14 protein-coding genes are annotated in these 23,278 nt (G+C 57.2%); 8 read left to right on the top strand and 6 right to left on the bottom strand.

Going from position 1 to position 23,278, the window contains the following annotated elements:
- Positions 1–39: 39 nt before the first annotated feature.
- The 8 genes from glnE to AQS70_RS22145 all read left to right on the top strand — a co-directional run bounded on the left by glnE (position 40) and on the right by AQS70_RS22145 (position 10,077).
- Positions 40–2,982 (top strand): bifunctional [glutamate--ammonia ligase]-adenylyl-L-tyrosine phosphorylase/[glutamate--ammonia-ligase] adenylyltransferase, encoded by a 2,943-nt coding sequence (glnE, locus tag AQS70_RS22110; protein ID WP_055104870.1) that lies wholly within the window; start codon positions 40–42, stop codon positions 2,980–2,982.
- 149 nt (positions 2,983–3,131) lie between these two features.
- Positions 3,132–4,166 (top strand): lipopolysaccharide heptosyltransferase II, encoded by a 1,035-nt coding sequence (gene waaF / locus AQS70_RS22115; RefSeq protein ID WP_055104871.1) that lies wholly within the window; start codon positions 3,132–3,134, stop codon positions 4,164–4,166.
- A complete protein-coding gene (gene waaC / locus AQS70_RS22120) occupies positions 4,167–5,228 on the top strand; it encodes a lipopolysaccharide heptosyltransferase I (RefSeq protein ID WP_055104872.1) in 1,062 nt (353 codons plus the stop codon). It abuts the gene before it with no gap.
- Positions 5,228–6,349, top strand: a complete 1,122-nt coding sequence (locus tag AQS70_RS22125) for a glycosyltransferase family 4 protein (RefSeq protein WP_055104873.1) — start codon at positions 5,228–5,230, stop codon at positions 6,347–6,349. Before waaC ends, AQS70_RS22125 begins: the two co-directional genes overlap by 1 nt.
- Positions 6,349–7,155 (top strand): lipopolysaccharide core heptose(I) kinase RfaP, encoded by an 807-nt coding sequence (rfaP, locus tag AQS70_RS22130; RefSeq protein ID WP_055104874.1) that lies wholly within the window; start codon positions 6,349–6,351, stop codon positions 7,153–7,155. Before AQS70_RS22125 ends, rfaP begins: the two co-directional genes overlap by 1 nt.
- Positions 7,155–7,889, top strand: coding sequence for a lipopolysaccharide kinase InaA family protein (locus AQS70_RS22135; protein ID WP_055104875.1), 735 nt, complete (start codon positions 7,155–7,157; stop codon positions 7,887–7,889). The genes rfaP and AQS70_RS22135 overlap by 1 nt, the downstream gene beginning before the upstream one ends.
- Positions 7,886–8,638 carry a lipopolysaccharide kinase InaA family protein gene (locus AQS70_RS22140; RefSeq protein WP_055104876.1) on the top strand — a complete coding sequence of 251 codons (753 nt, stop codon included), beginning with the start codon at positions 7,886–7,888 and terminating at the stop codon, positions 8,636–8,638. Before AQS70_RS22135 ends, AQS70_RS22140 begins: the two co-directional genes overlap by 4 nt.
- Complete coding sequence (locus AQS70_RS22145; protein ID WP_055104877.1) at positions 8,638–10,077, top strand: lipopolysaccharide kinase InaA family protein; 1,440 nt, start codon at positions 8,638–8,640, stop codon at positions 10,075–10,077. The genes AQS70_RS22140 and AQS70_RS22145 overlap by 1 nt, the downstream gene beginning before the upstream one ends.
- 12 nt (positions 10,078–10,089) lie before the next feature.
- Here AQS70_RS22145 and AQS70_RS22150 read toward each other — a convergent pair whose 3' ends face one another.
- The 6 genes from AQS70_RS22150 to AQS70_RS22175 form a co-directional block, all read right to left on the bottom strand.
- The gene (locus tag AQS70_RS22150) at positions 10,090–14,370 is read right to left on the bottom strand and encodes a membrane-targeted effector domain-containing toxin (RefSeq protein ID WP_055104878.1); all 4,281 of its coding nucleotides are present in this window, start codon (positions 14,368–14,370) and stop codon (positions 10,090–10,092) included.
- A 229-nt stretch (positions 14,371–14,599) separates the two neighbouring features.
- Positions 14,600–18,835: a membrane-targeted effector domain-containing toxin gene (locus AQS70_RS22155; RefSeq protein WP_055104879.1), complete on the bottom strand. Its 4,236-nt coding sequence runs from the start codon at positions 18,833–18,835 to the stop codon at positions 14,600–14,602.
- 157 nt (positions 18,836–18,992) lie between these two features.
- Positions 18,993–19,394 (bottom strand): hypothetical protein, encoded by a 402-nt coding sequence (locus AQS70_RS22160; protein WP_055104880.1) that lies wholly within the window; start codon positions 19,392–19,394, stop codon positions 18,993–18,995.
- 3 nt (positions 19,395–19,397) lie between these two features.
- Positions 19,398–19,754: a DUF4150 domain-containing protein gene (locus tag AQS70_RS22165; protein WP_055104881.1), complete on the bottom strand. Its 357-nt coding sequence runs from the start codon at positions 19,752–19,754 to the stop codon at positions 19,398–19,400.
- 1 nt (position 19,755) lies between these two features.
- Positions 19,756–21,102: a DUF2169 family type VI secretion system accessory protein gene (locus tag AQS70_RS22170; RefSeq protein ID WP_055104882.1), complete on the bottom strand. Its 1,347-nt coding sequence runs from the start codon at positions 21,100–21,102 to the stop codon at positions 19,756–19,758.
- Between the two features lie 9 nt (positions 21,103–21,111).
- Positions 21,112–23,112, bottom strand: a complete 2,001-nt coding sequence (locus AQS70_RS22175) for a type VI secretion system Vgr family protein (protein WP_055104883.1) — start codon at positions 23,110–23,112, stop codon at positions 21,112–21,114.
- Between the last annotated feature and the right edge of the window lie 166 nt (positions 23,113–23,278).

Raw genomic sequence — 23,278 nt, forward strand, 5'->3', positions numbered from 1 at the left:
ACCGTACTCGGCATTACCGTCGCCGATCAAGGATAGACCATGAGCCTTCCCTCGCTTGCCGCAATGCCCTCCCTTTTATTGCCCCTTGCCAGCCGGGCTGAACAGTCCTGGCGTAGCGCAGTGGCCGGTCTGGAAGGCGAGCAAGGACTCGACGAGTGGTCATCTGAGCGCTGGTCTGATTTTGCCCGCGTGAGTGCGGCGAGCGACTTCTTTATCGAACAGGTTTTACGTGACCCTTTGATGTTGCTCGAACTGGTGAGCGCGGGAGCGTTGGACCGCAGCTTCTCTGCGGGTGAACTCTGCGGGCAAATAAGCGAGGCCGTACAGCAGGCGCAAACCGATGATGAGCTGGGGCGGGTGCTGCGGCGTCAGCGTACACGGCAGCAGGTTCGTATTATCTGGCGTGATCTGACCCGGCAGGCGGACTTGGTTGAAACGTGCCGTGATTTGTCAGACATGGCCGATGCCAGCATTGATCAGGCGTATCGCTGGCTGTATGAGCGTCATTGCCAGCAGTTTGGCACCCCGACCGGGCACCGCAGCGGTGAGCCGCAGCACATGGTGATCCTGGGCATGGGCAAGCTCGGTGCAGTCGAGCTGAACCTATCGTCAGACATCGACCTGATTTTTGCTTACCCCGAGGGTGGCGAAACCGTCGGCGCTAAACGTGCGTTGGATAACCAAGAGTTCTTTATTCGCCTCGGCCAGCGCCTGATCAAAGCGCTGGACCCCATGACCGTCGACGGTTTTGTGTTCCGTGTCGACATGCGCCTGCGGCCTTATGGCTCGTCCGGTGCATTGGTGCTGAGTTTTAACGCGCTGGAACAGTATTACCAAGATCAAGGGCGAGATTGGGAACGCTACGCAATGATCAAGGCGCGGGTAGTGGCCGGTGATCAAGTGATGGGCGCGCAGTTACTCGATTTGCTGCGCCCTTTTGTGTATCGGCGCTATCTCGACTTTTCGGCGATTGAAGCGCTGCGCACCATGAAGCAGTTGATCCAGCAGGAAGTACGGCGCAAGGGGATGGCCGACAACATTAAGTTGGGGGCAGGCGGCATACGTGAGGTCGAGTTTATTGCCCAAGCGTTCCAATTGATCCACGGCGGACGTGACCTCAGCCTGCAACAGCGACCGCTACTTAAAGTACTGAACATCCTTGAGGGGCAAGGTTATTTACCGCCTGCGGTCATCAGTGAGCTGCGTGAAGGGTACGAATTTTTGCGTTACACCGAGCATGCCATTCAGGCCATTGCTGACCGTCAGACGCAAATGCTGCCCGATGGCGAGCAGGATCAGGCGCGTATCGCCTTCATGATGGGCTTCGATCATTGGGCGCAATTCCATGAGCGACTTATGGAGTGGCGGGGGCGAATCGACTGGCATTTCCGTCAGGTGATAGCCGACCCGGATGAAGAAGAAAACATTGATGAAGGTGAATTGATTGTAGGTGGCGAGTGGTTGCCGTTATGGGAAGAAGTCCAAGACGATGCCGCGGCCTGTGCGCAGCTTGAAGAGGCCGGGTTTGTAGATGCCCCAAAAGCCTTGAAACAATTGGCTAATCTGCGTTGCAGCCCGCAGTTTCGAGCCATGCAACGTGTGGGGCGCGAGCGTTTGGATGCCTTTGTCCCGCGCTTGCTGGCACAGGCGGTGGAGCATGCCGACCCGGATCTGGTGCTGGAGCGTGTGCTGCCGCTGGTTGAGGCGGTGGCCCGACGTTCGGCTTATCTGGTGCTGTTGACCGAGAACCCTGACGCCCTGCGTCGTTTGCTGACTTTATGTGCGGCGAGCCCGTGGATCGCTGAGCAAATCGCCCGTTTCCCACTGTTATTGGATGAGTTGCTCAATGAAGGACGTTTGTTCAAACCACCTTTGGCGCCAGAGCTAGCCGCAGAGTTGCGCGAGCGGCTCACGCGAATCCCTGAAGATGACCTTGAGCAGCAAATGGAAGCGTTGCGTAACTTCAAACTGGCCCATCGCCTGCGCGTTGCAGCGTCTGAAATCGCCGGGAGCCTGCCTCTGATGAAGGTCAGCGATTACCTGACCTGGTTGGCCGAAGCAATTCTGGAACAAGTGCTGGCGTTGGCTTGGCGTCAGACCGTGGCCAAATACGGCACGCCGCAACGCCCGAACGGCAGCTTGTGCGACCCTGGCTTCATTATTGTGGGGTACGGCAAAGTGGGCGGTATCGAGTTAGGTCATGGGTCGGATCTGGACTTGGTATTTATTCACGACGGCGACCCGAATGCCGAAACCGACGGCGCCAAGCCAATCGACAGCGCGCAGTTTTTTACCCGATTGGGCCAGCGGATCATCCATTTACTGACCGCGCAGACTAACTCCGGGCAGTTGTATGACGTCGACATGCGCCTACGTCCGTCAGGCGCGTCTGGTTTGTTGGTCAGCTCGCTCGGTGCGTTTGAGCGCTATCAACAGAATGAGGCGTGGACGTGGGAGCATCAGGCGCTGGTGCGGGCGCGGGTGTTGGTCGGCTGTAAAGAAGTCGGTGCGGCATTTGAGACGGTCCGAGCGCAGGTATTGGGGCGTGAGCGCGACTTGCCGACGCTGCGTCAAGAGGTCAGCGAGATGCGCGCCAAAATGCGTGACAACCTAGGCACCCGGATAACCGCTGCCGGCACGGGCGAGAATGCCTTTGAGCCTACGGTGCCGTTCGACCTCAAGCAGGACGCCGGAGGTATCGTCGATATTGAATTTATGGTGCAATACGCGGCCTTGGCGTGGTCTAGGGAGCACCCGGCGTTACTGCGTTACACCGACAACATCCGCATTCTTGAAGGGCTGGAACAGGCAGGGCTAATGCCCGCCACAGATGCCAGCTTGTTGCGTGAGGCTTATAAGGCTTTCCGCGCCGTGGCCCACCGCCAAGCTTTGCAAAAGGAAGCGGGAGTGGTCAGCGCAGATCAATTGGTAGAGGCGAGACACGATGTTCGGCGTATATGGGCGCAAATGGGCTTGAGCTAAGCTGTCATCACCGTGGGGAGGCATTGTCTGAACCCGTCAGTTAAGTAAACGTTGCCCCCTGTAGGAGTGAGTAAGCTCGCTCCACAGTGTGGTGGTGGCTTGACTGACAGCATCAGGCCAATGCCTCCCTTGCTTGTTTATGGAAACTTATGAATATTTTGATCGTTGGGCCCAGTTGGGTCGGTGACATGGTGATGGCGCAGACACTGTTCCAGTGCCTAAAACAGCGCCACCCGCAGTGCCAAATTGATGTGCTGGCGCCCGAATGGAGTCGCCCCATCCTTGAGCGCATGCCTGAAGTGCGCAAGGCTTTGAGCTTTCCGCTCGGCCATGGCGCGCTTGAACTGGCCACGCGACGCAAAATCGGCAAGTCCCTCAAGGGGCAATACGATCAGGCCATCTTGCTGCCTAATTCGCTGAAGTCGGCCTTGGTGCCGTTTTTCGCCGGGATTGCCAAGCGTACCGGCTGGCGTGGCGAGTTCCGTTATGGGCTGCTCAACGATGTGCGCACACTCGATAAACAACGCTACCCGTTAATGATCGAGCGTTTTATGGCCTTGGCTTACGAGCCTGGCGCTGACCTACCTAAGCCGTACCCGCGCCCTGATTTGCAAATCGACCCGCACAGTCGTGAGGCCGCTTTGAGCAAGTTCGGCTTGGCGCTCGACCGTCCGGTGCTGGCGCTGTGCCCAGGTGCCGAGTTCGGCGAGTCCAAGCGCTGGCCGTCCGAGTATTACGCCAAAGTTGCCGAGCAGAAGATCCGCGAAGGCTGGCAAGTGTGGCTGTTTGGTTCGAAAAACGATCACAGCGTGGGCGAAGACATTCGCTCACAACTGATTCCCGGTTTTCGTGAAGAGTCCGTCAACCTCAGCGGCGAGACCTCGCTGGCCGAGGCCATTGACCTGCTGTCGTGCGCGCACGCCGTGGTCTCCAACGATTCTGGGCTGATGCACGTCGCCGCGGCGCTTAACCGCCCGCTGGTGGCGGTGTACGGTTCTACGTCGCCGGGCTTCACCCCGCCCTTGGCCGATCAGGTTGAGGTTGTACGTTTGGGCTTGGAATGCAGCCCGTGTTTTGAGCGGACCTGCCGTTTTGGTCACTACAACTGCTTGCGCGAACTGATGCCTGCGCCGGTGATTGAAGCCTTGCAGCGTTTGCAGGTTACGCCGGTCGAGGTCATCTAGGTGCGCGTTTTGTTGGTGAAAACCTCATCCCTTGGGGATGTGATTCATGCGCTGCCAGCGTTGACCGATGCGGCACGAGCCATTCCGGGCATCACGTTTGACTGGGTTGTGGAAGAAGGGTTTGCCGAGATCCCGACGTGGCACCCGGCAGTCGGCAAGGTTATCCCCGTGGCGATTCGCCGTTGGCGCAAAAACATCTGGGAAACCCTCAAAAGCGGCGAGTGGAAGCGGTTTAAGCAGAGCCTGCGCGCCGAGCAGTACGACTTGGTGATTGACGCCCAAGGGCTGGCTAAAAGCGCTTGGTTGACCCGCTACGTCAAAGCCCCCGTCGCTGGGCTGGACAAACATTCGGCCCGTGAACCGTTGGCCAGCCGCTTTTATCAGCGTCGTTTGGCTGTGGCCCGTGGCCAGCACGCGGTTGAGCGTGTACGCCAATTGTTCGCCTTGGCGCTGGGCTACGACCTGCCTAAAGGGCTGGGCGATTATGGCCTTGACGTCGAACGCCTCATTGAATTACCGCGCAACAAGCCTTACGTAGTGTTCTTGCACGGCACCACGTGGGACACCAAACATTGGCCTGAAGTGTACTGGCGTGATTTGACCGTGCGCATGGGCCACTTGGGCATTGAAGTCCGTTTGCCGTGGGGTAATCCGGCTGAAAAAGCCCGTGCTGAGCGCATCGCCAGCGGCCTGCCGAATGCCGTGGTGTTGCCTAAACTGAACCTCGCGGGCGTGGCTAAAGTGCTGGCCAATGCCAGTGCTTGCGTCGCGGTGGATACCGGGCTTGGGCATTTGGCGGCGGCATTGGATGTGCCGACCATTTCCTTATTCGGCCCCACCAACCCTGGCCTTACCGGCGCTTACGGCAAGGTGCAGGTTCACTTGGCCAGCGACTTCCCGTGTGCGCCATGCCTGCAAAAGAAATGCACTTACCAGCCGACTGCACAGGACCAGCAGCGGTTTGATCTGAAAAACGAGTGGCCGCTGTGTTTCACTCGTCTGAACCCTGAGCGTGTCGCAAGTCGATTAAGCACGTTGTTACTGGCTGAGGAACTGCGCTGATGCAACTGGCTTTTGTGCTGTACAAATATTTTCCGTTTGGTGGTCTACAACGCGATTTCATGCGAATCGCCTTAGAGTGCCAGCAGCGCGGGCATCAGATCCGTGTGTACACGATGATCTGGGAAGGTGATATTCCTCCGGGGTTTGAGGTGTTGGTCGCGCCGGTCAAGGCGTTTCACAACCACACTCGAAATGAAAAAATGCTCGCCTGGATGCAGGACGACTTGGCCAAACGCCCGGTCGATCGCCTGATCGGCTTCAACAAAATGCCCGGTTTGGACGTGTACTACGCCGCCGACGGCTGTTTTGAAGACAAAGCGCAGAACCTGCGTCATTCGTTTTACCGCTTCTTCAAACGCTACAAACACTTTGCTGAATACGAGCGAGCGGTGTTCGACAAGCACGCTAAGACTGAAATCCTGATGATTTCGGAAGTCCAGCAGCCGCTGTTTATCAAACACTACGACACGCCGTTAGAGCGTTTTCATTTGCTGCCGCCGGGTATTGCGCTAGACCGCCGTGCCCCGCCCAACGCGGCAGAGATTCGCGCCGAGTTCCGTCGCGAGTTCGATCTGGCGGACGACGACCTGCTGCTCGTGCAGATCGGCTCTGGGTTCAAAACCAAGGGTGTCGACCGCAGCCTCAAAGCGCTGGCCGCCTTAGCGCCGGAGCTTAAAAAGCGCACCCAGTTATTGGTTATCGGCCAGGACGACCCCAAGGTCTTTCAATTGCAAAGCGCCACGTTGGGGTTGGGCGAGCATGTGCAGTTCCTCAAAGGGCGCAGCGATATACCGCGCTTCCTGCTGGGCGCTGACGTGCTGATCCATCCGGCCTACAACGAAAACACCGGCACCGTACTGCTTGAAGCGCTGGTGGCGGGCCTGCCAGTGTTGGTCAGCGCGGTTTGTGGGTATGCCCATTACATCCGCGATGCCGATGCAGGCTTGGTGCTGGATGAGCCGTTTGAACAGACACAACTTAATGATTATCTGACCCACATGTTGTCCGACGATGCTGCGCGCACGGCCTGGAGCCAAAATGGCCTGGCCTACGCGCAGACGGCCGACCTCTATAGCATGGCGCAGCATGCTGCGGATGTGATTCTGGCGGAGCAACACTGATGAAGCTGATACTTGCCGAACCGTTCAAACGCTTGTGGGATGGGCGCGATGCGTTCACCGAAGTCGAGCAACTGAATGGCGAGGTTTACCGCGAGCTGGAAGGCCGTCGCACCTTGCGTACGGAAGTCGATGGCCGTGGTTACTTTGTGAAAATCCACCGTGGCATTGGCTGGGGCGAGGTGTTCAAAAACCTGTTCACGGCCAAGCTTCCGGTGCTTGGCGCTGGCCAAGAGTGGCAGGCGATCAACCGCTTGCACCAAGTGGGTGTGCCGACCATGACTGCCGTCGCCTATGGCGAAAAGGGCAGTAACCCGGCGGCGCAGCACTCATTCATCATCACTGAAGAACTGGCACCGACGGTCAGCCTCGAAGATTTCAGCCTGAACTGGGTCAAGCAGCCGCCGCAGCCCAAGCTCAAGCACGTGCTGATCGCCGAAGTGGCGCGCATGACCGGCATGATGCACCGCGCAGGGGTTAACCACCGCGACTGCTACATCTGCCACTTTTTGCTACACACCGACACGCCGGTCACGGCTGATAACGTGCGCTTGTCGGTCATTGACCTGCACCGTGCCCAGACCCGTGCCGTTATCAGTCGCCGCTGGCGCAACAAAGACTTGGCCGCGTTGTACTTCTCGGCGCTGGACATTGGCCTGACTCAGCGCGATAAATTGCGCTTCTTACGCGGTTATTTCCAAATGCCGCTGCGTCAAATCCTGCGTGAAGAAGCCCGCCTACTGGCTTGGCTCGAAGGCAAGGCGCAAAAACTCTACGCGCGCAAAGTGCGCTATGGAGATGCACTGTAATGGCGGGTTGGAATCTGGCACCTGCTTATAGCGCGCTGGCTCACGATTTTGGCAGTTTGGAGGCGGTGTTTGCCCTGCAAGGTGAGCACCTGACTCGCGATCCGTTATCGCAAGTGATCCGTGTTGAACGTGACGGCGTTAATTACTACGTCAAGCGCTACACCGGCGCGGGTAAAGGTCTGCGTCGCTATCTGGGGCGGCCACGGGTGAAGTCCGAGTGGCAGAACCTCAATCGTTTTGCCAAATGGGGCATTCCGACCGCCGAGATAGTGGCTTGGGGCCTAGAGCGCAAAGGGTTTGCCTTCGCCCGTGGCGCAATGATTACTCGCGAACTGCCCAATACCCGCGATTTGTCAGAGCTGGCGGACAACAACGATCCGCTGCTCAAAGACCGTGCTTGGGTCGATGGCGTGAGCCGCCAATTGGCCCACTACACCAAGACCATGCATGACCATCGCTTCACCCACAACGATTTGAAGTGGCGCAACCTGCTGATCGACGATCAGGCGCGGCTGTATTTGATCGACTGCCCCAATGGCGACTTCTGGCGTGGTTTCTGGCTCAAATACCGCATCACCAAAGATTTAGCGTGCCTCGATAAAGTGGCTAAATATCACCTAACAGCCACCCAGCGTTTGCGTTTTTATTTGCAATACACCGGGCGCACCACGCTCAACGCGGCGGACAAAGAGCGGGTCCGTCATATCGTGCGTTTCTTTGAGGGCCGCGAATGACTGATTTTTTAGCAGGGCCGGAGCGGGCGTTACTGGAACGCAACGGGTTGGCAGATTTCGATGCCCTGTGGAACCTGCAACTGGACGCGGTCGACGAGCCCAATACCAGCCGTGGTGGTTGGAGCACAGTGTTCCGCATGGACCTCGAAGGGCAGGGTTTTTACCTCAAACGCCAGAGCAACTACCTGACCCGTACCTTGCACAGGCCGTTGGGCGAGCCGAGTTTTGCCCGCGAGTTTCGCAACATTCAGCGTTATCAGCAGTTGGGCATTCCAGCACTGGAAGCAGTTTTTTTTGGTGAGCGAAAAGTGCCGGGCGAGCGCCGCGCCATCCTGATGACGCGGGCGCTGGACGGTTGGAACGACCTCGACTCGCTGCTCGAACAGTGGCCGCAACTGACCCGTGAGCAGCAACAAGCGATTTTGCGCACATGCGGTCAGTTAGCGCGTCAGTTGCACGCGGCGCGTCAGGTGCATGGCTGTTTCTACCCCAAACACATCTTTGTACAGGCCGACGGTGCGGGCTATCGCGCGCAGTTGATCGACCTGGAGAAAACCCGGCCATTATTGCTGGGCCAGCGCGACCGAGTGAAAGACATCGAACCGTTACTACGCCGGGCCCAAGTCTGGACCGCAGAGGATGTGCGCACGCTGCTGGCGGCGTACCTCGATCAACCGGCTGACAGTGGCCTAGTCGATGCGTGGTTTGAGCGTTTGAATGTACGGCGCAGCCACAAGGAGAATCGCTGATGCGTTTATCCGAATTGCAAACTGCCGGACGCAGCCCGGATTTACCGCTGAGCCTCGAGCTGTCAGACGCCGCCGGGTCTGCGCAGTTGCAAGTGTTGAGCTTGCTGCGGGTGTTGCCGGGCCAGCGTTATGTGGGCGCGGGCGTGTGGCGCGGGCGCACGGTGTTGGCCAAATTAATGGTCGGCAGCAAGGCAGCGCGCAACTTTGAGCGGGAGCTGAAGGGCGTACGCCTGCTGGCGGAGCAAGGGTTGACCACGCCGCAGTTGCTGGTCGATGGTTTGCAAGAAGGCGAGGGCGGCTGGCTGCTGTTTGAGTTCCTCGAACACGCGCAAAGTCTAGGTGACGCGTGGAGTGCTGTTGAATCGTTGCCGGTGCTGGCCGACGAGCAGCAAGCGGTCCTGGCCCAAGCGCTGGAGGCCATTGGGCAGATGCACCTCAAGGGCCTTTGGCAAGAAGACCTGCATCTGGACAATCTGCTGCGCCACAACGGCAAACTGTATGTGATCGACGGTGCGGGGATTTGCGTCGAAGAAGCGGGCAAACCGCTGTCGCGACAAAAAGTGCTGGAAAACCTTGGGGTGTTCTTCGCTCAGTTGCCGAAAAGCCTTGAGCCGTTTATTGAAGAACTGCTGGTGCATTACTTGCTCAGCAACGGCGAACACGCCTTGCCACTGGAGGCGCTGCTCAAACAGGTCGAAAAAGTTCGCGCCTGGCGTCTGAACGACTTCATGAACAAGGTGGGCCGCGACTGCACGTTATTCAGCGTACAGCGCGGAGCGTTTGCCTTGCGCGCGTTTGCCCGCGAAGAAGAACCGGCCCTGTTGCCGGTGCTGGCCAAGGCCGATGCGTTGCTCGATCAGGGGCATTTGTACAAAACCGGTGGCGCAGCCAGCGTTGGCAAAGTCGACGTGGCTGGCCGCGCGCTGGTAGTCAAACGCTACAACATCAAAGGCTTTGCGCACTGGCTCAAGCGCTTCTGGCGCCCGAGCCGGGCGTGGCACTCATGGCAGGAAGGCAATCGGTTGTTGTTTTTGGGCATTGCCACGCCCAAGCCGCTGGCGCTACTGGAAACCCGCTTTTTGTGGCTGCGCGCCAAGGCGTATTTGGTGACCGAGTACCTGTCCGGCCCGGACATCATCGAGCGCTTTGCCCCTTATGTAGAGAGTGGCGATGCGCCCGAAGCCGAGTTGCAGGCGCTGGATCAACTGTTTGCCGACTTAATTCGCGAGCGTATCAGCCATGGCGATCTCAAGGGCTACAACGTTTTTTGGGATAACGGACGTTGGGCGCTGATCGACCTAGACTCCATGTGCCAGCACTCCTCGCAAAGCAGCTTCGCCTCGGCATACGCCCGCGACCGTGCGCGGTTTATGCGCAACTGGCCGCAGGCTACGGCCCTGCATCGCTTGCTGGATCAGCGTCTGCCGACGGTGAGCTAAAGGCAGACGCTTTTAGTGAGCGAGCCTCATGTTCAGTGACGTCAGGCGCTCCATCAGCACGGGAATATCATCGAAGCGTTGTTGATGAAGGCCAGGCAGTGAAGGGATGTCCAGATAGATTTTCGAGCCATCCAGTTGCAACACGGTGTGAACCAGCGTTTGGTCGGGTGCTCGATGGATCAGTGTCGGCCCTTGCGGCAAATAGTTGTCAAACACATACAAACCTGGCGTTTTAAGCAGGGTGTTCAGTTGAACCGGTGTGTAGCTTTTTAAAATGTAGCGGCTGGCCGGGACTTCCATCGTCAGGTTCAGGTCGGTACGCAGCATGTAGTTCTCGGATTTATTGGACGCATTGGCGGTGACGATGCCCTTGTCCCTTGACCATCCACGACCTGTACCGGGTGCCACATCGTCGATGCGCACGCCGAGAGCATTTTCTATTTCAGCAATCCCTGGAATGCCTTTAAAGGTATTGGAATGGGTGCTGCCAACCAGTGCGACCCAATTCTGATTGCCGTTTTTTGTCTGGTTGGCCTGAATAACCCGTGTAGAAAACCAGGAAAACCTCTCCAGTCGTGGTTGTAATCCGTCGACTTGGGCCAGGCCCTTGCTCAAGTAACTGGCAGCACAGTCAATGGCCTTGATTCTGATACCGCGCTTCTGCGCTTCCAGTACGACGTTACGAAAGGTGTAACTCCCGCCGGGGTAGGTGTTGTGTGAGTAGTCCAGCTTGTGCAGAAAGTCGTTTAGCGAGTCGGACATTTTCCCGCTGTTGAAGAAGTCATCCAGATCGGCCTGATGAAAGTCGGTTTGCAGGTGTTCCATGTACAGCGTTTTGACGTGAATTTTGGCCAGTTCTTCCATGTGAATGATCAGAAACTGCTTGCTGCCAATGGCTGAATGCACTTCCCCGATGACCATGCCTTTGAAGTCCTTGAAGATTTTCTTCAGCATGTCCGGGGGCGTGATGGTGGCCAAGAAGTCAGGCAACGGTGGGCGTGCCATGGGCGTGAATATTTTCAGGAAGGCTTTGGCCTCTTCGTGCAGCGCGATGCGTTGTGCGTTGAAGGCGGCCAGTTCGACGTTGAATTTAGCTGATGCAGGGGAGACAGTTTCCAAGCCTCTGTATCGGTTGTTCAGATGGGCAATCGCCTGTTTGTGTTCGTCGCGCAGATCATGCCCGCTAAAAGTCGGGCTGCCAGATGTTTTGGAGGCTGGGAGGATGGTTGTGAGTGGCTGCCAGCTGGATTCGCCCCCGGCATTGAATCTTTTTACCTCCCAATACGTATCAGAAAAATGCCGGCGCACGGCATGGTGCGTGTCGGAGCCCTGCGCCAAACGACCTTGTGTGTTTAAACGCCAATGTCGGCCCGACCAGTCAAAGTGCACTTGGAACGTGCACGAGTCTTGTTGGATGTAGGTGCGGTGGTTGACGGTAAAAATCCCGTTTTTATCGGCAGCAATGCCGCTCAATGACACATCGGTCACCGCACTGGCTTCGATAAGTGCTTCGATGGCCGTGGGCTTGCTGCCCCGGTTGACTTGCAGGTCCAGTTCCCAGTCACCGGCGCCAAGGCTGCGCACGGGGTAGCCGTGGTTCGCGTCGGGCTGGCGCTCATCAACGATGAGCCAACGGTTGTCCAGCGTGTCGTAATGCGTGCGATAGAGGTGCCCATCCGTACCTTTGACGTATTGCAGCGGTTCGCTGCTGCCCGCCGGGGTGAATTCATAAATCCCGGCTTGATAGCGCTCGCCGGTTCGCAATGTCATGCCGTTGGTCGTTCTTGAACTCGGCTGTAGATGGGTGAGTGTCAAGGCCGGGTGCGGTGGCCGTTGACGAATGGACTTGGCGAAAACGGCAGAACCGGCAAAGTCCGACGCACCATCCGTTAGATGGGTGATTGAGCCCATGAAGTGCAACAGGGCTTCCTGCTGCTCGTCACGTGATAGGGCATCCAGGCCCAAATTGATCGAATACAAAAAGCGCAGAATCGCCACAGGCAACATGATTTTGAACGGGAGTACGAAGGACACCAGGTCCAGCAAAGTGTCGAGCGTCTCGATCACCGTTGCGACGTTGCTTTCTTGCGTGGTGGTCGATTGTTCATTGGCGTTACGGGTCGCGAACAGGGCCTCTATTTGATAAGACTGTTCCAGAAAGTGGTCCTTGATACTCAGCAGGTGGCTCAGTTGAGACGCGATAGAACCGGTTTTGAGCAGAGGGCCGATATAGGATCGGTTGATCTCAGTGACGCGCTGCATGATGTAAGGGTGCAAGGTTGTGTGGGCGAGTGCAGTGCCCAAGGATTCGAGGTCAGTAAATTCGCGGAACCAGATGTTGTCGGGTGCTTGCGGGGTGTAGCAGACGCGGGTGGTCGACAATTGCTGGCTGATGACGAATACGCCCGGCAGCGGCCTGTTCTTGAGCAGCAGTTGTGAAACGTAGATTTTCTTCCCATCAACCAGGCGCTCGTCGCTGTGTACCGGCCGGTCGAGCAGGGCCTTTATCCAGGCGGCGGTATGCGGTGTCAGTTGTTTCGATAACGTGCCTTCCACCAGGTCCAAGCGCAGCAGCGCTGTTTTCAATGCCACGTAGCGTTCTTTTCGCCACTGCGCGGCGGGAGATTCCAGCAAGGTGTGACGCAGATGCGTTTGAAATAAACGCCCGACGTCCAGTTGGCGCACCAATGCTTTGACGTAGGCGGGGGCGAGTGTGGGATGCGTCTGGTTGTTTTCACCCAACACGCGTGCGGTCAGCGCAAAGGTCAGATCAAGCTTGCCGACATTATCCAGTGCCACGGCGCTCAGACTGCGACGGGTTTCTCTATATGAAAGGGTGGGCCCTGTGCGGTGCAAGCTATTGGCGGCGGCATAGCCCGAGGTGGCAAAGGGATAAATGACCGGGCCCGTGCTTATGGCCTCTGTGGTTGAAATCATGAGGCGGTCTGGATTGATCTCAATATTCAGGTCGGCTTTGACCTGTTTTTTGAGCGCGTCTTTGGCAAAAGTCAGCAGTTGGCTTCGTTGGCCTATGAGGTTAAGTGCGATCTCACCCGGAACGTGGGCGTCAGAAGCGGCGTTCTTGAAGGCTTCCATCGCCAGCCGCCATTGGGTTTTTTCGGGCTCTGAGGCGTCAGTGAGCCATGCGGGCAGGCTGCTTTCGATTAAGCGTGTGTAGCGTGCTTTCAGGATCTGCGCAGGTTGCACAAGCAAGCTCTGCCCCAGCATCCGGTCAATTCTGATGCCAATGGCGTCCAGATCGCGATCCAGTGATGCCTGGCGGATGCCACGCCAGGCATGGGTGATATCAGACTGCTGTTTCTCGATGATTGAGCTGATCCGGTCACTGAATACAGAACCGGTAATAACTTCATAGCCAAAACCTTGCATGTCCGCTGCCCGCGAGTGGTGGGCCGCAGGCATCAGGTCCAGGAGGGCCTTGCGTTGCAGATCATCCTTGAAGCGCTCATTCAGTTCCTGATTGAGCGCGTCGAACGTTGTAAAAACTTCGAGACCACTGCCGGGCATGAATAACACGACCGGTTGTTGCGCCTTCGCAGAGCCGGAATCGGCGTCTGGCGTTTGCACGAGGTGATTGAAGCGCGGGCTGGTGGTTGCCAGAGCAACCGAGTCGGGATGGGCAATGATGAACAGGCCGCTCATTTCGCTGTCGAGCGCGCTGATGGCGCCTTTTAACACCACCCGATAAGTGTTCAACGTGCCGGATGGGTTCGCGGTTAATTGCGACACCATTGAATAGGCCGCTGCACTCAGTGTGTTGTCCTGACGGCGGACGTCGGCTTCGTTGCTGACGCAGGTTCGAAAGTGTTCTGTGAACCAGTTTCGTGGGCTTGGGGTGAGGTTTTGCTCATCGCTTGCATCCCAAAATGACAGCACCTGGTGTTTATAAATGACCTCAAGGTGTTGAGCGGTGTGCTCAAGGAATTTTTCGAACAACGGGATCGTGATGCCTTGTATGCGGTCCGCTTCATTCAGTGAATACGGGGTGTTGACGATGGCCACTGAGCGTTCGTCGAACGTGGGTAGGAGGCGAGACTCAAAGTACTCCTCGAACACGTCGGACAAGGTGCGCGAAATGATCATCGGGGTTTGACCCACCTGCGCCTCGTCGAGACAGGTGATGAACATATCGTCGGTGCAACTGCCCTGGGCGAGTTTGGGAAAGGTTTTTCTCAACTGTTGGTCGAGCGTGCCCGGTAAGTCGGGCAAGGCTTGCAGGAGTAACTGTTGTTCAGCTTCGGCGCGTTTCAGGTGATCGAGATGGAGGGGCATTTGAGTCTGACTCTTGGCACAAAATCGGGCGCATGTTTCGCCCGTGAGAAGGCCTGCAACCTGGGTCGTCTTCGCTCCTCAAGGAGATGTAGAGACCAGGTTTGGGCAAAGGCCGGTTCAGCGAAGTGTCGAAGCTACAGAGGGCAGGCGGGTGGTAGATAGATAAGGGTGTTGCCAGCGTGCGTGACCCTCAGAACCGCGTAAAGGCTCTGAGGGTCACAAGGCAAACTTACTGGACTCTGTGCAAGCCTGTTATTTGAAGGTCGTGTATCAGTTTGCTAACAAGAATGTAGCGTTTTTGATGAACCTGTTCCCAATGCGGACGCTCGATAAAGAACTGCCCTGATTCGCTTGTTTGCAGAGGCGTATGAACGATTTCATTTGAATTGGAACGATGGATTAACTGCGCACCTTCCGGCGAGTTGTTGAATAAGAATGCACCGGGCTTATCCAGTTTGGCTGCAATCTCTGCTGCGGTGAGCACCGTTTTTTTTGCGTCAGCGCCACGAATGTTCAGTTTGAGCCAATAGTCGTTTTTCATAAAAGTGACGTCAGCGCCTGGAAAAGGTGTTATCAGGTCACTGAGATCCTGTCGCACCTGGAGTTTATGGCTCGAAGGCACGTCTGTGATCCGCATTCCGACAGCTCCTTCGAGTTCCGACAGCCCGGGTACGCCTTTAAACGTGTTGGCATGGGTATTACCGGTCAAGGCAATCCATTTGTGAACTCCGGTACTTTCCACATGACTACGGATCACGCTAGAAGCAAAGTAGCTGAACATTTCATACCGGTGAAGCGCCGAGTTCGCCGTCGGCATGCCTTTTGAGTAGTAACTGGCCATGCAGTCCAGGGCTTTGATTTTGATACCGTGTCGTCTCGCTTCTCGTACCAAGTTGCTATAGGTGTATGCGGTATTCGCGGGCAGTTGGTGACCTGCATCCTGTTGTTTCAAGAACGTGTCCAGCACCGGATCCATGTTTCCGGTCTTGAAATAATTATCCAGCAGAGATTGATGCGCGTCGGTTTGAAGATGTTCCAGATAGATGACATTTTTTTTGTTTTTAGACAGTGACTTCATGTAGTCGATCAGAACTTTCTTGGCGCCGATGTCTGAATGGCTTTCACCTAACACGATTCCGTCAACGTTTTCATGCAAACGCTGTAGAAGATCATTCGGAGTGAATTTCTCAGGCAGCGTGGGGCGCGCGGGTCGCGGTTTAATAGGGGTTTTGACGAAAAATGCTTGAGCATCGCCGAGCAATTTAACCCTGAGTTCTGTGAAATACTTCGCCAGCAGGGTGACTTCAGGTTTCGCAAAAACATAGCGGCTATCCTGAAACCGTGGCACGTGATCAATACAGTTTTGAAGGGGCTTATTTAAGTGTTCAGGTACATCGTACTGACTGTTAGACACTGCAGGTAAGGCGACAGGAAGTTCCATGTGCGGCCGTTGCAGTGATCTCCAATTGTTCGGCCCCAGCTTGATCTCCCAATGCTCTGAAGACTTGCGTAATGTGTACTGGACGGAATGGCTTCCTGATGCGCCGGGCGTTTGTAAATACAGATTGCGGCCCAACCAGCCTTTGTAAACTTCAAATGTTTGACCGTTTTCTTGAATGTAGCGCTTGTTGTTTACGTGATAAATACCCTGACTGTCCGCCTGAAGTGTGGAGAGGTTGACGTCAGTGACGCGGGCACTGTGCAGTACGCGCTCAATGGCGCTCCCTTGTTGGAACAGTGGAGCCCCGCCATCAACGTCCCAGCGTCCGGCCGACAGTTCGCGAACAGGCATTTGATAGCGTGAGTCGGGGTTGCGTTCATCAATGATGCGCCAGGTGTTGTCCAGATCGTCGTAGCGAGCGCGATACACGTTGCCATGGGTGTCTTTTATATAGTGCTTCGTTTGGCCGGTTGCGTTTGAAACTGACTCATACACACCGCCGCCAAACTCCCCGCCTGTCTTCACGCCCAGACCGTTGGTATTTTCAGTGCTGGCCGCACTGGGGTTGAGCCTTGGCACAGGTTGTTTGACGCGCTGGCGTATGGCGCCCGCAAAGACTGCAGAGCCCGCAAAGTCCGAGGCACCATCGGTAACGTGGGCAACAGCGCCCATAAACGCCAAAAGCGCTTCGTCTTCTTCGCCGCGCTTCAGTGCGTCTACGCCTTGGGCTATCTGGAAAATAAAACGCAGCGCGGCAATGGGTAACAAAACCCGGGTGGGCAACACAAAGGAAACAACGTCTACAACCGCCAATGCTGCATCTTTGGCCGTATTGAGATTGCTCTCATACGTTGAGGTTGTTTGTTCATCGGCCTCTCTGAGGGCGTATGACACTTCGTTGTCATAAGACGCCTCGAAGGCATTGCCGTAGATCATCAGCATTTGGCTATTTGCCCCGTCCTGCCCCGCCTCCAGAACAGGTTTTAAATAGGCCCAGCGAGCGGCCGTCACCCGTTGTTGCAGATAACCACGCCAGCGTTGATGCGACAGCGTGCGCGCCAACTCTGGGCTTGAACTTGAGACTTGAAACCATGTGTTATCAGGGGCGTCCGGCAGGTAATAAATCAAGTCGGTGCTTTCTGTCGAACTGAACACCATGGCGCCCGGCAAAAAGTTCTTGTTCACGATCAACAGATAGGCGTTGACGTGACCATCGTTGATTTTAGGGCGTGTGGTGCCTGTCGGGTGATCGAGTACGGCTTGAACCCAAGCCACTTGGCTGGCGTTCAGGGCGCCGGACATCTTGGCTTCGAGCAAGTCCAGGCGCAGTTGTGCCATTTTGACGGCTATGTAGCGCTCCTTGCGCCAGGCCGCCTGAGCAGATGTGTTCAGCAGGTGGTTAAGGTGCGCTTTATAGCTGTCCCCCACATCGATTTGTCGCACCAAAGCTTTAATGTAATCAGCCGTGAGCACAGGATGACGGGCGGCGTTGGCGTCTATGACCTGAGCCGTGAGCGCGAAAGTAACGTCCCATATACCGACATTGGAGAGCGCCAATTGCGTCAGGCTCAATTGGTTTGTGATGAAGCTGATCGCAGGGCCGGTTCGATCAAGGCTGTTCCCTGCGGCGTAGGCAGAACCATGAAGCGGGAAGATCACCGGGCCTGTCTGAACGGCTTCAGTGGTCTGGATATAAATGCTGTCCGGGTCAACGTCAATGCCGTGGTCGGCTTCAATTTGCCGTTTCAGTCGGGTTCTGGCGTACCCCAGTAATGTCTGCTTCTTTGCGCTTTCAGTGATGGGTTGCAAGCCCGGCGCTTCAGAGGCCTGTTGTTCATGTATCAGCCGTTCGGTCGCCAGACGCCATGCCACTTTTTCATCTTCAGGGGCCGTTTTAAGCCACTGCGGCAGTTGCTGTTCCAACAAATGGGCATAGCGCGAACGCAAGATGGCGGCGGGGTTGACCACCCAGCTTGAGGCGAGTGTTTGATTGATCAGTTCGCACAGATATTCCGGGGCCAGCGTTTCCTGATCGACAGCCTTATTACGCCGGGCCGTGGCGCAGGCATGCAGCATGTCCTTTTTTTGTTTATCGATAAGCTGTTGCGCCAAGAACGACTGGGCATCTTGAGGGAGTGCACCCACCTCGACCTCTACCAGATCTGAGGTATTCGCATGCTCTTGCGCCAGCACATGATTAAGCAGTTGGATACGTTGGTACGGGTCCTTGAGCCTTGCATTGAGCTCTTGCTTGAGCAAGTCAAGTGAGTCGAACGCCTCCAGTCCACTGGTTGTTGTATAAAAAACGACCTGGCCGGATGTGGGTTGTTCTTCGTCGTCCGTGGGCGTAACGGTCATCACAAAAACGCCCGTCAGCTTGATATCAGGCATGGGCCTTTCGGCTTTTAGAAACAGCTCATACACGCCTGGTGGGGACTCAGGCGTGGGTTGAGACACACGGGTGCTGAAACATTGGATGACAGCATTGGCCGCCGCGCTGCTGAGGGTCTGGTCGCCAAGTCGCACGTTGGCTTCGTCCAGCAGCAGGTGTTGCAGACACTGAGTCAGCCATTGCTTGGGAGTCATTGAATCAAAGGTGGCATGGGGCGTTTGCCAGAACTCAGCCCAAGCATCCCTTACACATAGGTCATAGTTGCCAATCACATAATCCAGATAGCTTTCGAGATCGACAGGGGCCAGCCCCACTGCTCGGTGCTGCTCGCTCAATGAGTAAGGCTGGCTGTAAACATGGGTTGCGCCTTGTACAAAGACTGGCGGGCCTTGAGTCAAAAAGCTCTCTTCGATATACGAACTGATACTCCTGCTGACAAGCACAGAGGACTGCCCGGGTTCCGCCGCAGCTTCATGGTTGATATGTAACTCATCGGTGGAGCTGTCTTTGGGCAAGTGTGGAAAAGTGCTGCACAGACGATGATTAAAAGCCGCAGCGAGAGTGGGCACATGTCGGAGCAAGGTTTGTAGCTTATGTTCAACGCTTTTAAGGCGCTCGAGATGAAGATTCATGGGACATCCATGTCAGATGTCGCGCGACAGCCGCGGGACAGGAACAGACAGGGAATAACAAGGCGCTAAGGGGCAGGTGATATATATGTATGAAATTGCGGGGTGCTGGCATGGTTGAGGCCGGAGGCTTATGAGTTGGTTTTCGAGACTCGTCGCGCTAGAGCTGTTTGCTTACGCTTACGTAGAGCAAGCCTTCTTCGGCGGTCTGCGCCTCTATCGGCGGATTGGCCTGTGTGGCCGGTACGGTTGCCGGGGCCGTTTCACCTACAACACGCGCGACGGTATTGCCGCTTTTGATCGAGCTGAATGGCGGCAGCGTGTCTTGTTCGGTGCGCAGGTAGTACGCCCGTAGGGTTTCGTACTCGTCCTCACTCAGTTCCTTGCTGTCGTGTATTTCCTTGCCCATGGCATCGCGCCAGAAGGCATCGACTTGTACGCCACCGTTCTCGCCTTGCTGTAGAAACAGTTCGTCAGGGGTGCCGATGCTGGTTGCGGTTTTTCGGAAAGGTACGCGGATGGCGTGCACGTGCAGGGGCGGTAGATTGAGTGCTTCTGCCATGCGCTACGCCCCGTTCATCCAGAATTTATCGTCATGGCGCACGATCAGCTTGCCTTCGGCCCGCACCGTGCTGCTTTTTTCCAGCGGGTAGCATTTGCCGCCCACGGTGTTGCTCTTGAGGCCTTTGGCTGCCCCGGCCTGATCGCCCTTGGTGGTGGGCACCAGGCTCATGTCGTAGACGACCACGGGGTTGCCATTGGCGCGCACCGATTTGGCCACGCCGGTGGCGGTTTTCAGTTCTGCGGTGACCGGGTAAGGCACCGGCGGAATGGCCGCGCCCATCGGGGTTTTGCACACGTCGGGGACGATGCTGACGACCTTCCATTGGCCCTGTTTGCGGGCGATGACGTTGTCGGCCATGTCAATGCACCTTCTTCGGTGTGCGCTTGAGCAGCGGCGCCGTCGGGTCGGTTTCAAAGCGCGCTTCGAGCACGCGGATGTCGAGGGTGTTGGGCAGGCTGATGCGGTGGGTCAGCAGCAGGGTCATGGCGTCGGTGTCGATGCGCAGGGTGTCGGTGAGCATCGGCAGCGGCAGCAGCGCGCCGTTGACTAAACGCAGCAAGACAAACGGGCGATGGCCGGGCAGTTCCACGCATAGCCGCCCGTTCGAGGTCAGGCTCGGATCGGTCAGGTTGAACAGTTCGATGCGCAGGTTGGGCGGCGGGAATTCGATCTGTTGATCGGCGGGCGCGCCGTTCCAGTAGGCGAAGTCAAAATCGTATGGCAGACCGGGCCAGCGTTCGGTTTGCCATAAGGCGTCGTAGTTACCGGCTAAAGCCAGTCGCGGTGCCCAAGCTCGGCCGACCACACCAAAGCCAGCGGGTTGATATTTATAAGTGCTCGCCACCTGCTCCATGTCGGTGGCGTCGAGTTCCCCCTCGGGATGTTTGGCCCTATCCAAGTGCAACACCGGCGTGTCGGGTGCTTCGATCTGCGGTGCGGGCAGTTCACGCAGCGGCGCATCCAGTGTGTAACCCAACGACTCCTGACGTTTTTCGATCCAGCCGCTGCCCAGTGGGTTGCTGTAGCAGACCTCGTTGAGCAGGTATTCGGGACTGTCGGGCGCGAGCGGATGCTCAGGATTGCGCACCACGCTGCTGCCGCCAAAGGCATATTCCCAGCGCAGTGGAACGCTGAGCGCGGGCTGCGGTTCGCTCAGTTGCCAGCCGCCGAACAGGCTGTGTTTGAACTGGCGTGGCCCGGTGAAACGCAATGGCTTGTCCAGCAGGTAGTGGCGGGTCGGTGCATCGGCGCAGGCCTTTTCGGCAGCTATGCGCTGGGCTTGCCACTCTTGAAGCTGAAACTCGTTCAACGGCTCGCCGGGGCTCAGCGGCTGTGGCAGCGGCACGTCTATGTGCAAGGGCGGCACCGGCACGCTCAATCGGATGCCAACCTGCCATGAGGCGGCGGGCAGGCCCTGCGGCGCATGCGCTTGACCCACCACGATCACGTCGCAGCGTGGTTTGAAGGGCGCCAGGTCGCTTTCCTCGCAGACGCTGCTGATACCTTCGTCGCCGTAATAGGTGTCGCCGGTACACAACGGCACCGGGTCGTCGTCCATCACTTCGGCACGGAACTGCCCCGGTTGGCCGGCGATGGGCAACAACCGATAGCCGACCTTCATGGCCAGTACGGGATACTCTTGATCGTCCACACCCAGCGCGCTGAAACACAACGCATCGAAGGGCGTCAGGTTACGAAATTCCATGACGCCTCCTCAGTTGATATCCACGTCTTTGCCGTTGATTTGCACTGCGCCTGTGGCACTGAAATCGAAGGTGCGGCCGTTGATCAGCACCGTGCCGTTGGACTTCATCGTCAAGGTGGATTTGCCGACCGTGACGGTGAATTCATCACCGGCATCGATGGTGAAGCGCTTGCCCACCACCACCGATTTATGAATGCCCACTTGCTCGCTTTGGCTCAAGCCGACAGTGGTGTTCATGGCCGCCCCGACACTGGTCTGGTAGGCCGCGCCGATGGTCAGCGCTTTGGCCAGCCCAATGGTTTCTGCTTTGGCCAGGGCGATGGTTTCGGTTTTGTTGCCGCCGATGGTCACGCTGCGGTTGGCACCGATCTGGATGGTTTCGTTTTTGCCAACGTCCTCGGTGCGGTGGTCGCCGATGGAGATGGTTTCGTTGTGGTCGACCCGCTCACTGCGGTCATTGCCGACAAACGTGGTTTCGTTGTGGTTGACGTGGATGTTCTGGTCTTTCTCGGCGTGGACGTAGATCTCTTCCACACCCTTTTCATCCTCAAACCGCAGCTCATTGAAGCCATCACCCTTGTGGGTCTGGCTTTTGATGGTCATGCGGGTTTTGTGTTTGGGCAGTTCGTAGGGCGGCAGGTTAGCTTCGCGGTAGGCGCGACCGGTGGCGATTGGCTGGTCGGGATCACCGTCAAAGTACTGGATGATTAGCTCTTGGCCGATGCGCGGGATCGCCATCGCGCCCCACATGGTGCCCGCCCAGCCTTGGGCGACGCGGATCCAGCAGGAGCTGTGTTCGTTGTTCTGGCTTGCGCGGTCCCAGGGGAAGCTGACTTTGACCCGCCCCCACTTGTCGCAGAAGATTTCTTCGTTGGGCGGGCCGACCACGGTGGCGGTTTGCGGGCCGTCGATGCGCGGTTTGGGGCACAGCGGGGCTTTCCAGTCGAACGCGGCGGGGGCCAAGGTGGCCTCAAGGTGGTAGCTCGTGCCAGAGACGCTGCCGGCAGCTTCTTCCTGTTGGCTGCTGTGCTGGATGCCAGTGTGGGTGATGCTCACGGTGCGCCAGCGGATGTTCAGGTCGTCGCGTGGGTGGTCGGTGAGGTCGAAGGATTTGCCCGGTTGCAGGCGGGCGTCGTCACCTTCGACTTTGGCGATACGGGCGTCGCTGCGCAGGGCGTTGAGGCGGGTTTTAGTGAAGGGTTTGCCGGCGATGTCGCGCTTGTAGCGGCCGGGATAATCGAAGCGTTCGTAGTCGCGGCCTTGGTGCTCAAGCTGGGTGCCGGTGGCGATGTGTTCTTGGTTATAGCGCGGGTGGGTGAAGGTGTAGTCGCGCTGCACTTGGCGGGCGGTGCACACCTGTTCGGTGTAGTGAAAACTGCGCAAGGCCGGTTCGGGTTGATCGCCGCCGCCCATGGCTTGGTACAGCACGCTGCAGGCGTCTTTGGTGCCGATGGCGCTGACACGGTCGGTGATGATCAAACGATGCCCGTCGGCGCGGTGCTCGAAGGTGTAGAGCAAGCCTTCTTCGGCGGCCAGTCGGGCCATGAAGTCCAAGTCGTTTTCGCCCGCTTGGACGCAGTATTCGCGGGGTTGGTGGTCGTAGCTGAGGCGTTGCTCGAAGTCGTTCAGGCGATGCGCCTTGAGCACGGTGTCGAGGATTTGCGGCACTGTTTGCTGCTGGAAGATCCGCCAGTTGGAACACAGCTTAGTGCGGGCCAGTGTCGGTTCAACTAAGACGCTGTAGCGGGTGCGACGAAAGCCGGTGTCGCCTTGGGTTAGGGAACTGATAAGGCCATGCACGTAGCGCAGCGGGGTGTCGCCACGCCAGATCGTCAGCAGTGCGGGTTTGTCCAGCAGCTTGCCGAAGTCCAGCTCGGCGTCGAAACTGGCCAGTTGCAGGGTCAGTGTGAAGGGCTTGGACAAACCTTCATCGAGTTTGAATTCGATGACCTCGAAGTCGGCGCCACTGCTGGGTTCGAAGGTGTAGCGCAGGTCGCTTTGGCGGGGCATAGAAAGTCCAGGGCGTCAGGCAAAAGGTGGGTGCACGATGCGAACTGTGCGTGAGTTCGCTTCGATGCTGTTGCCACCTTAGGCTTGCGTTTCGCTGGGTCTCAATAGGTCGCCTTAAAACCAGAAGAGTCCTACATTGTTAGGCGTAATTGTCTGTTGATTAATG

Origin of the sequence: Pseudomonas endophytica (assembly GCF_001411475.1) — a bacterium.
GTDB lineage: Bacteria > Pseudomonadota > Gammaproteobacteria > Pseudomonadales > Pseudomonadaceae > Aquipseudomonas > Aquipseudomonas endophytica.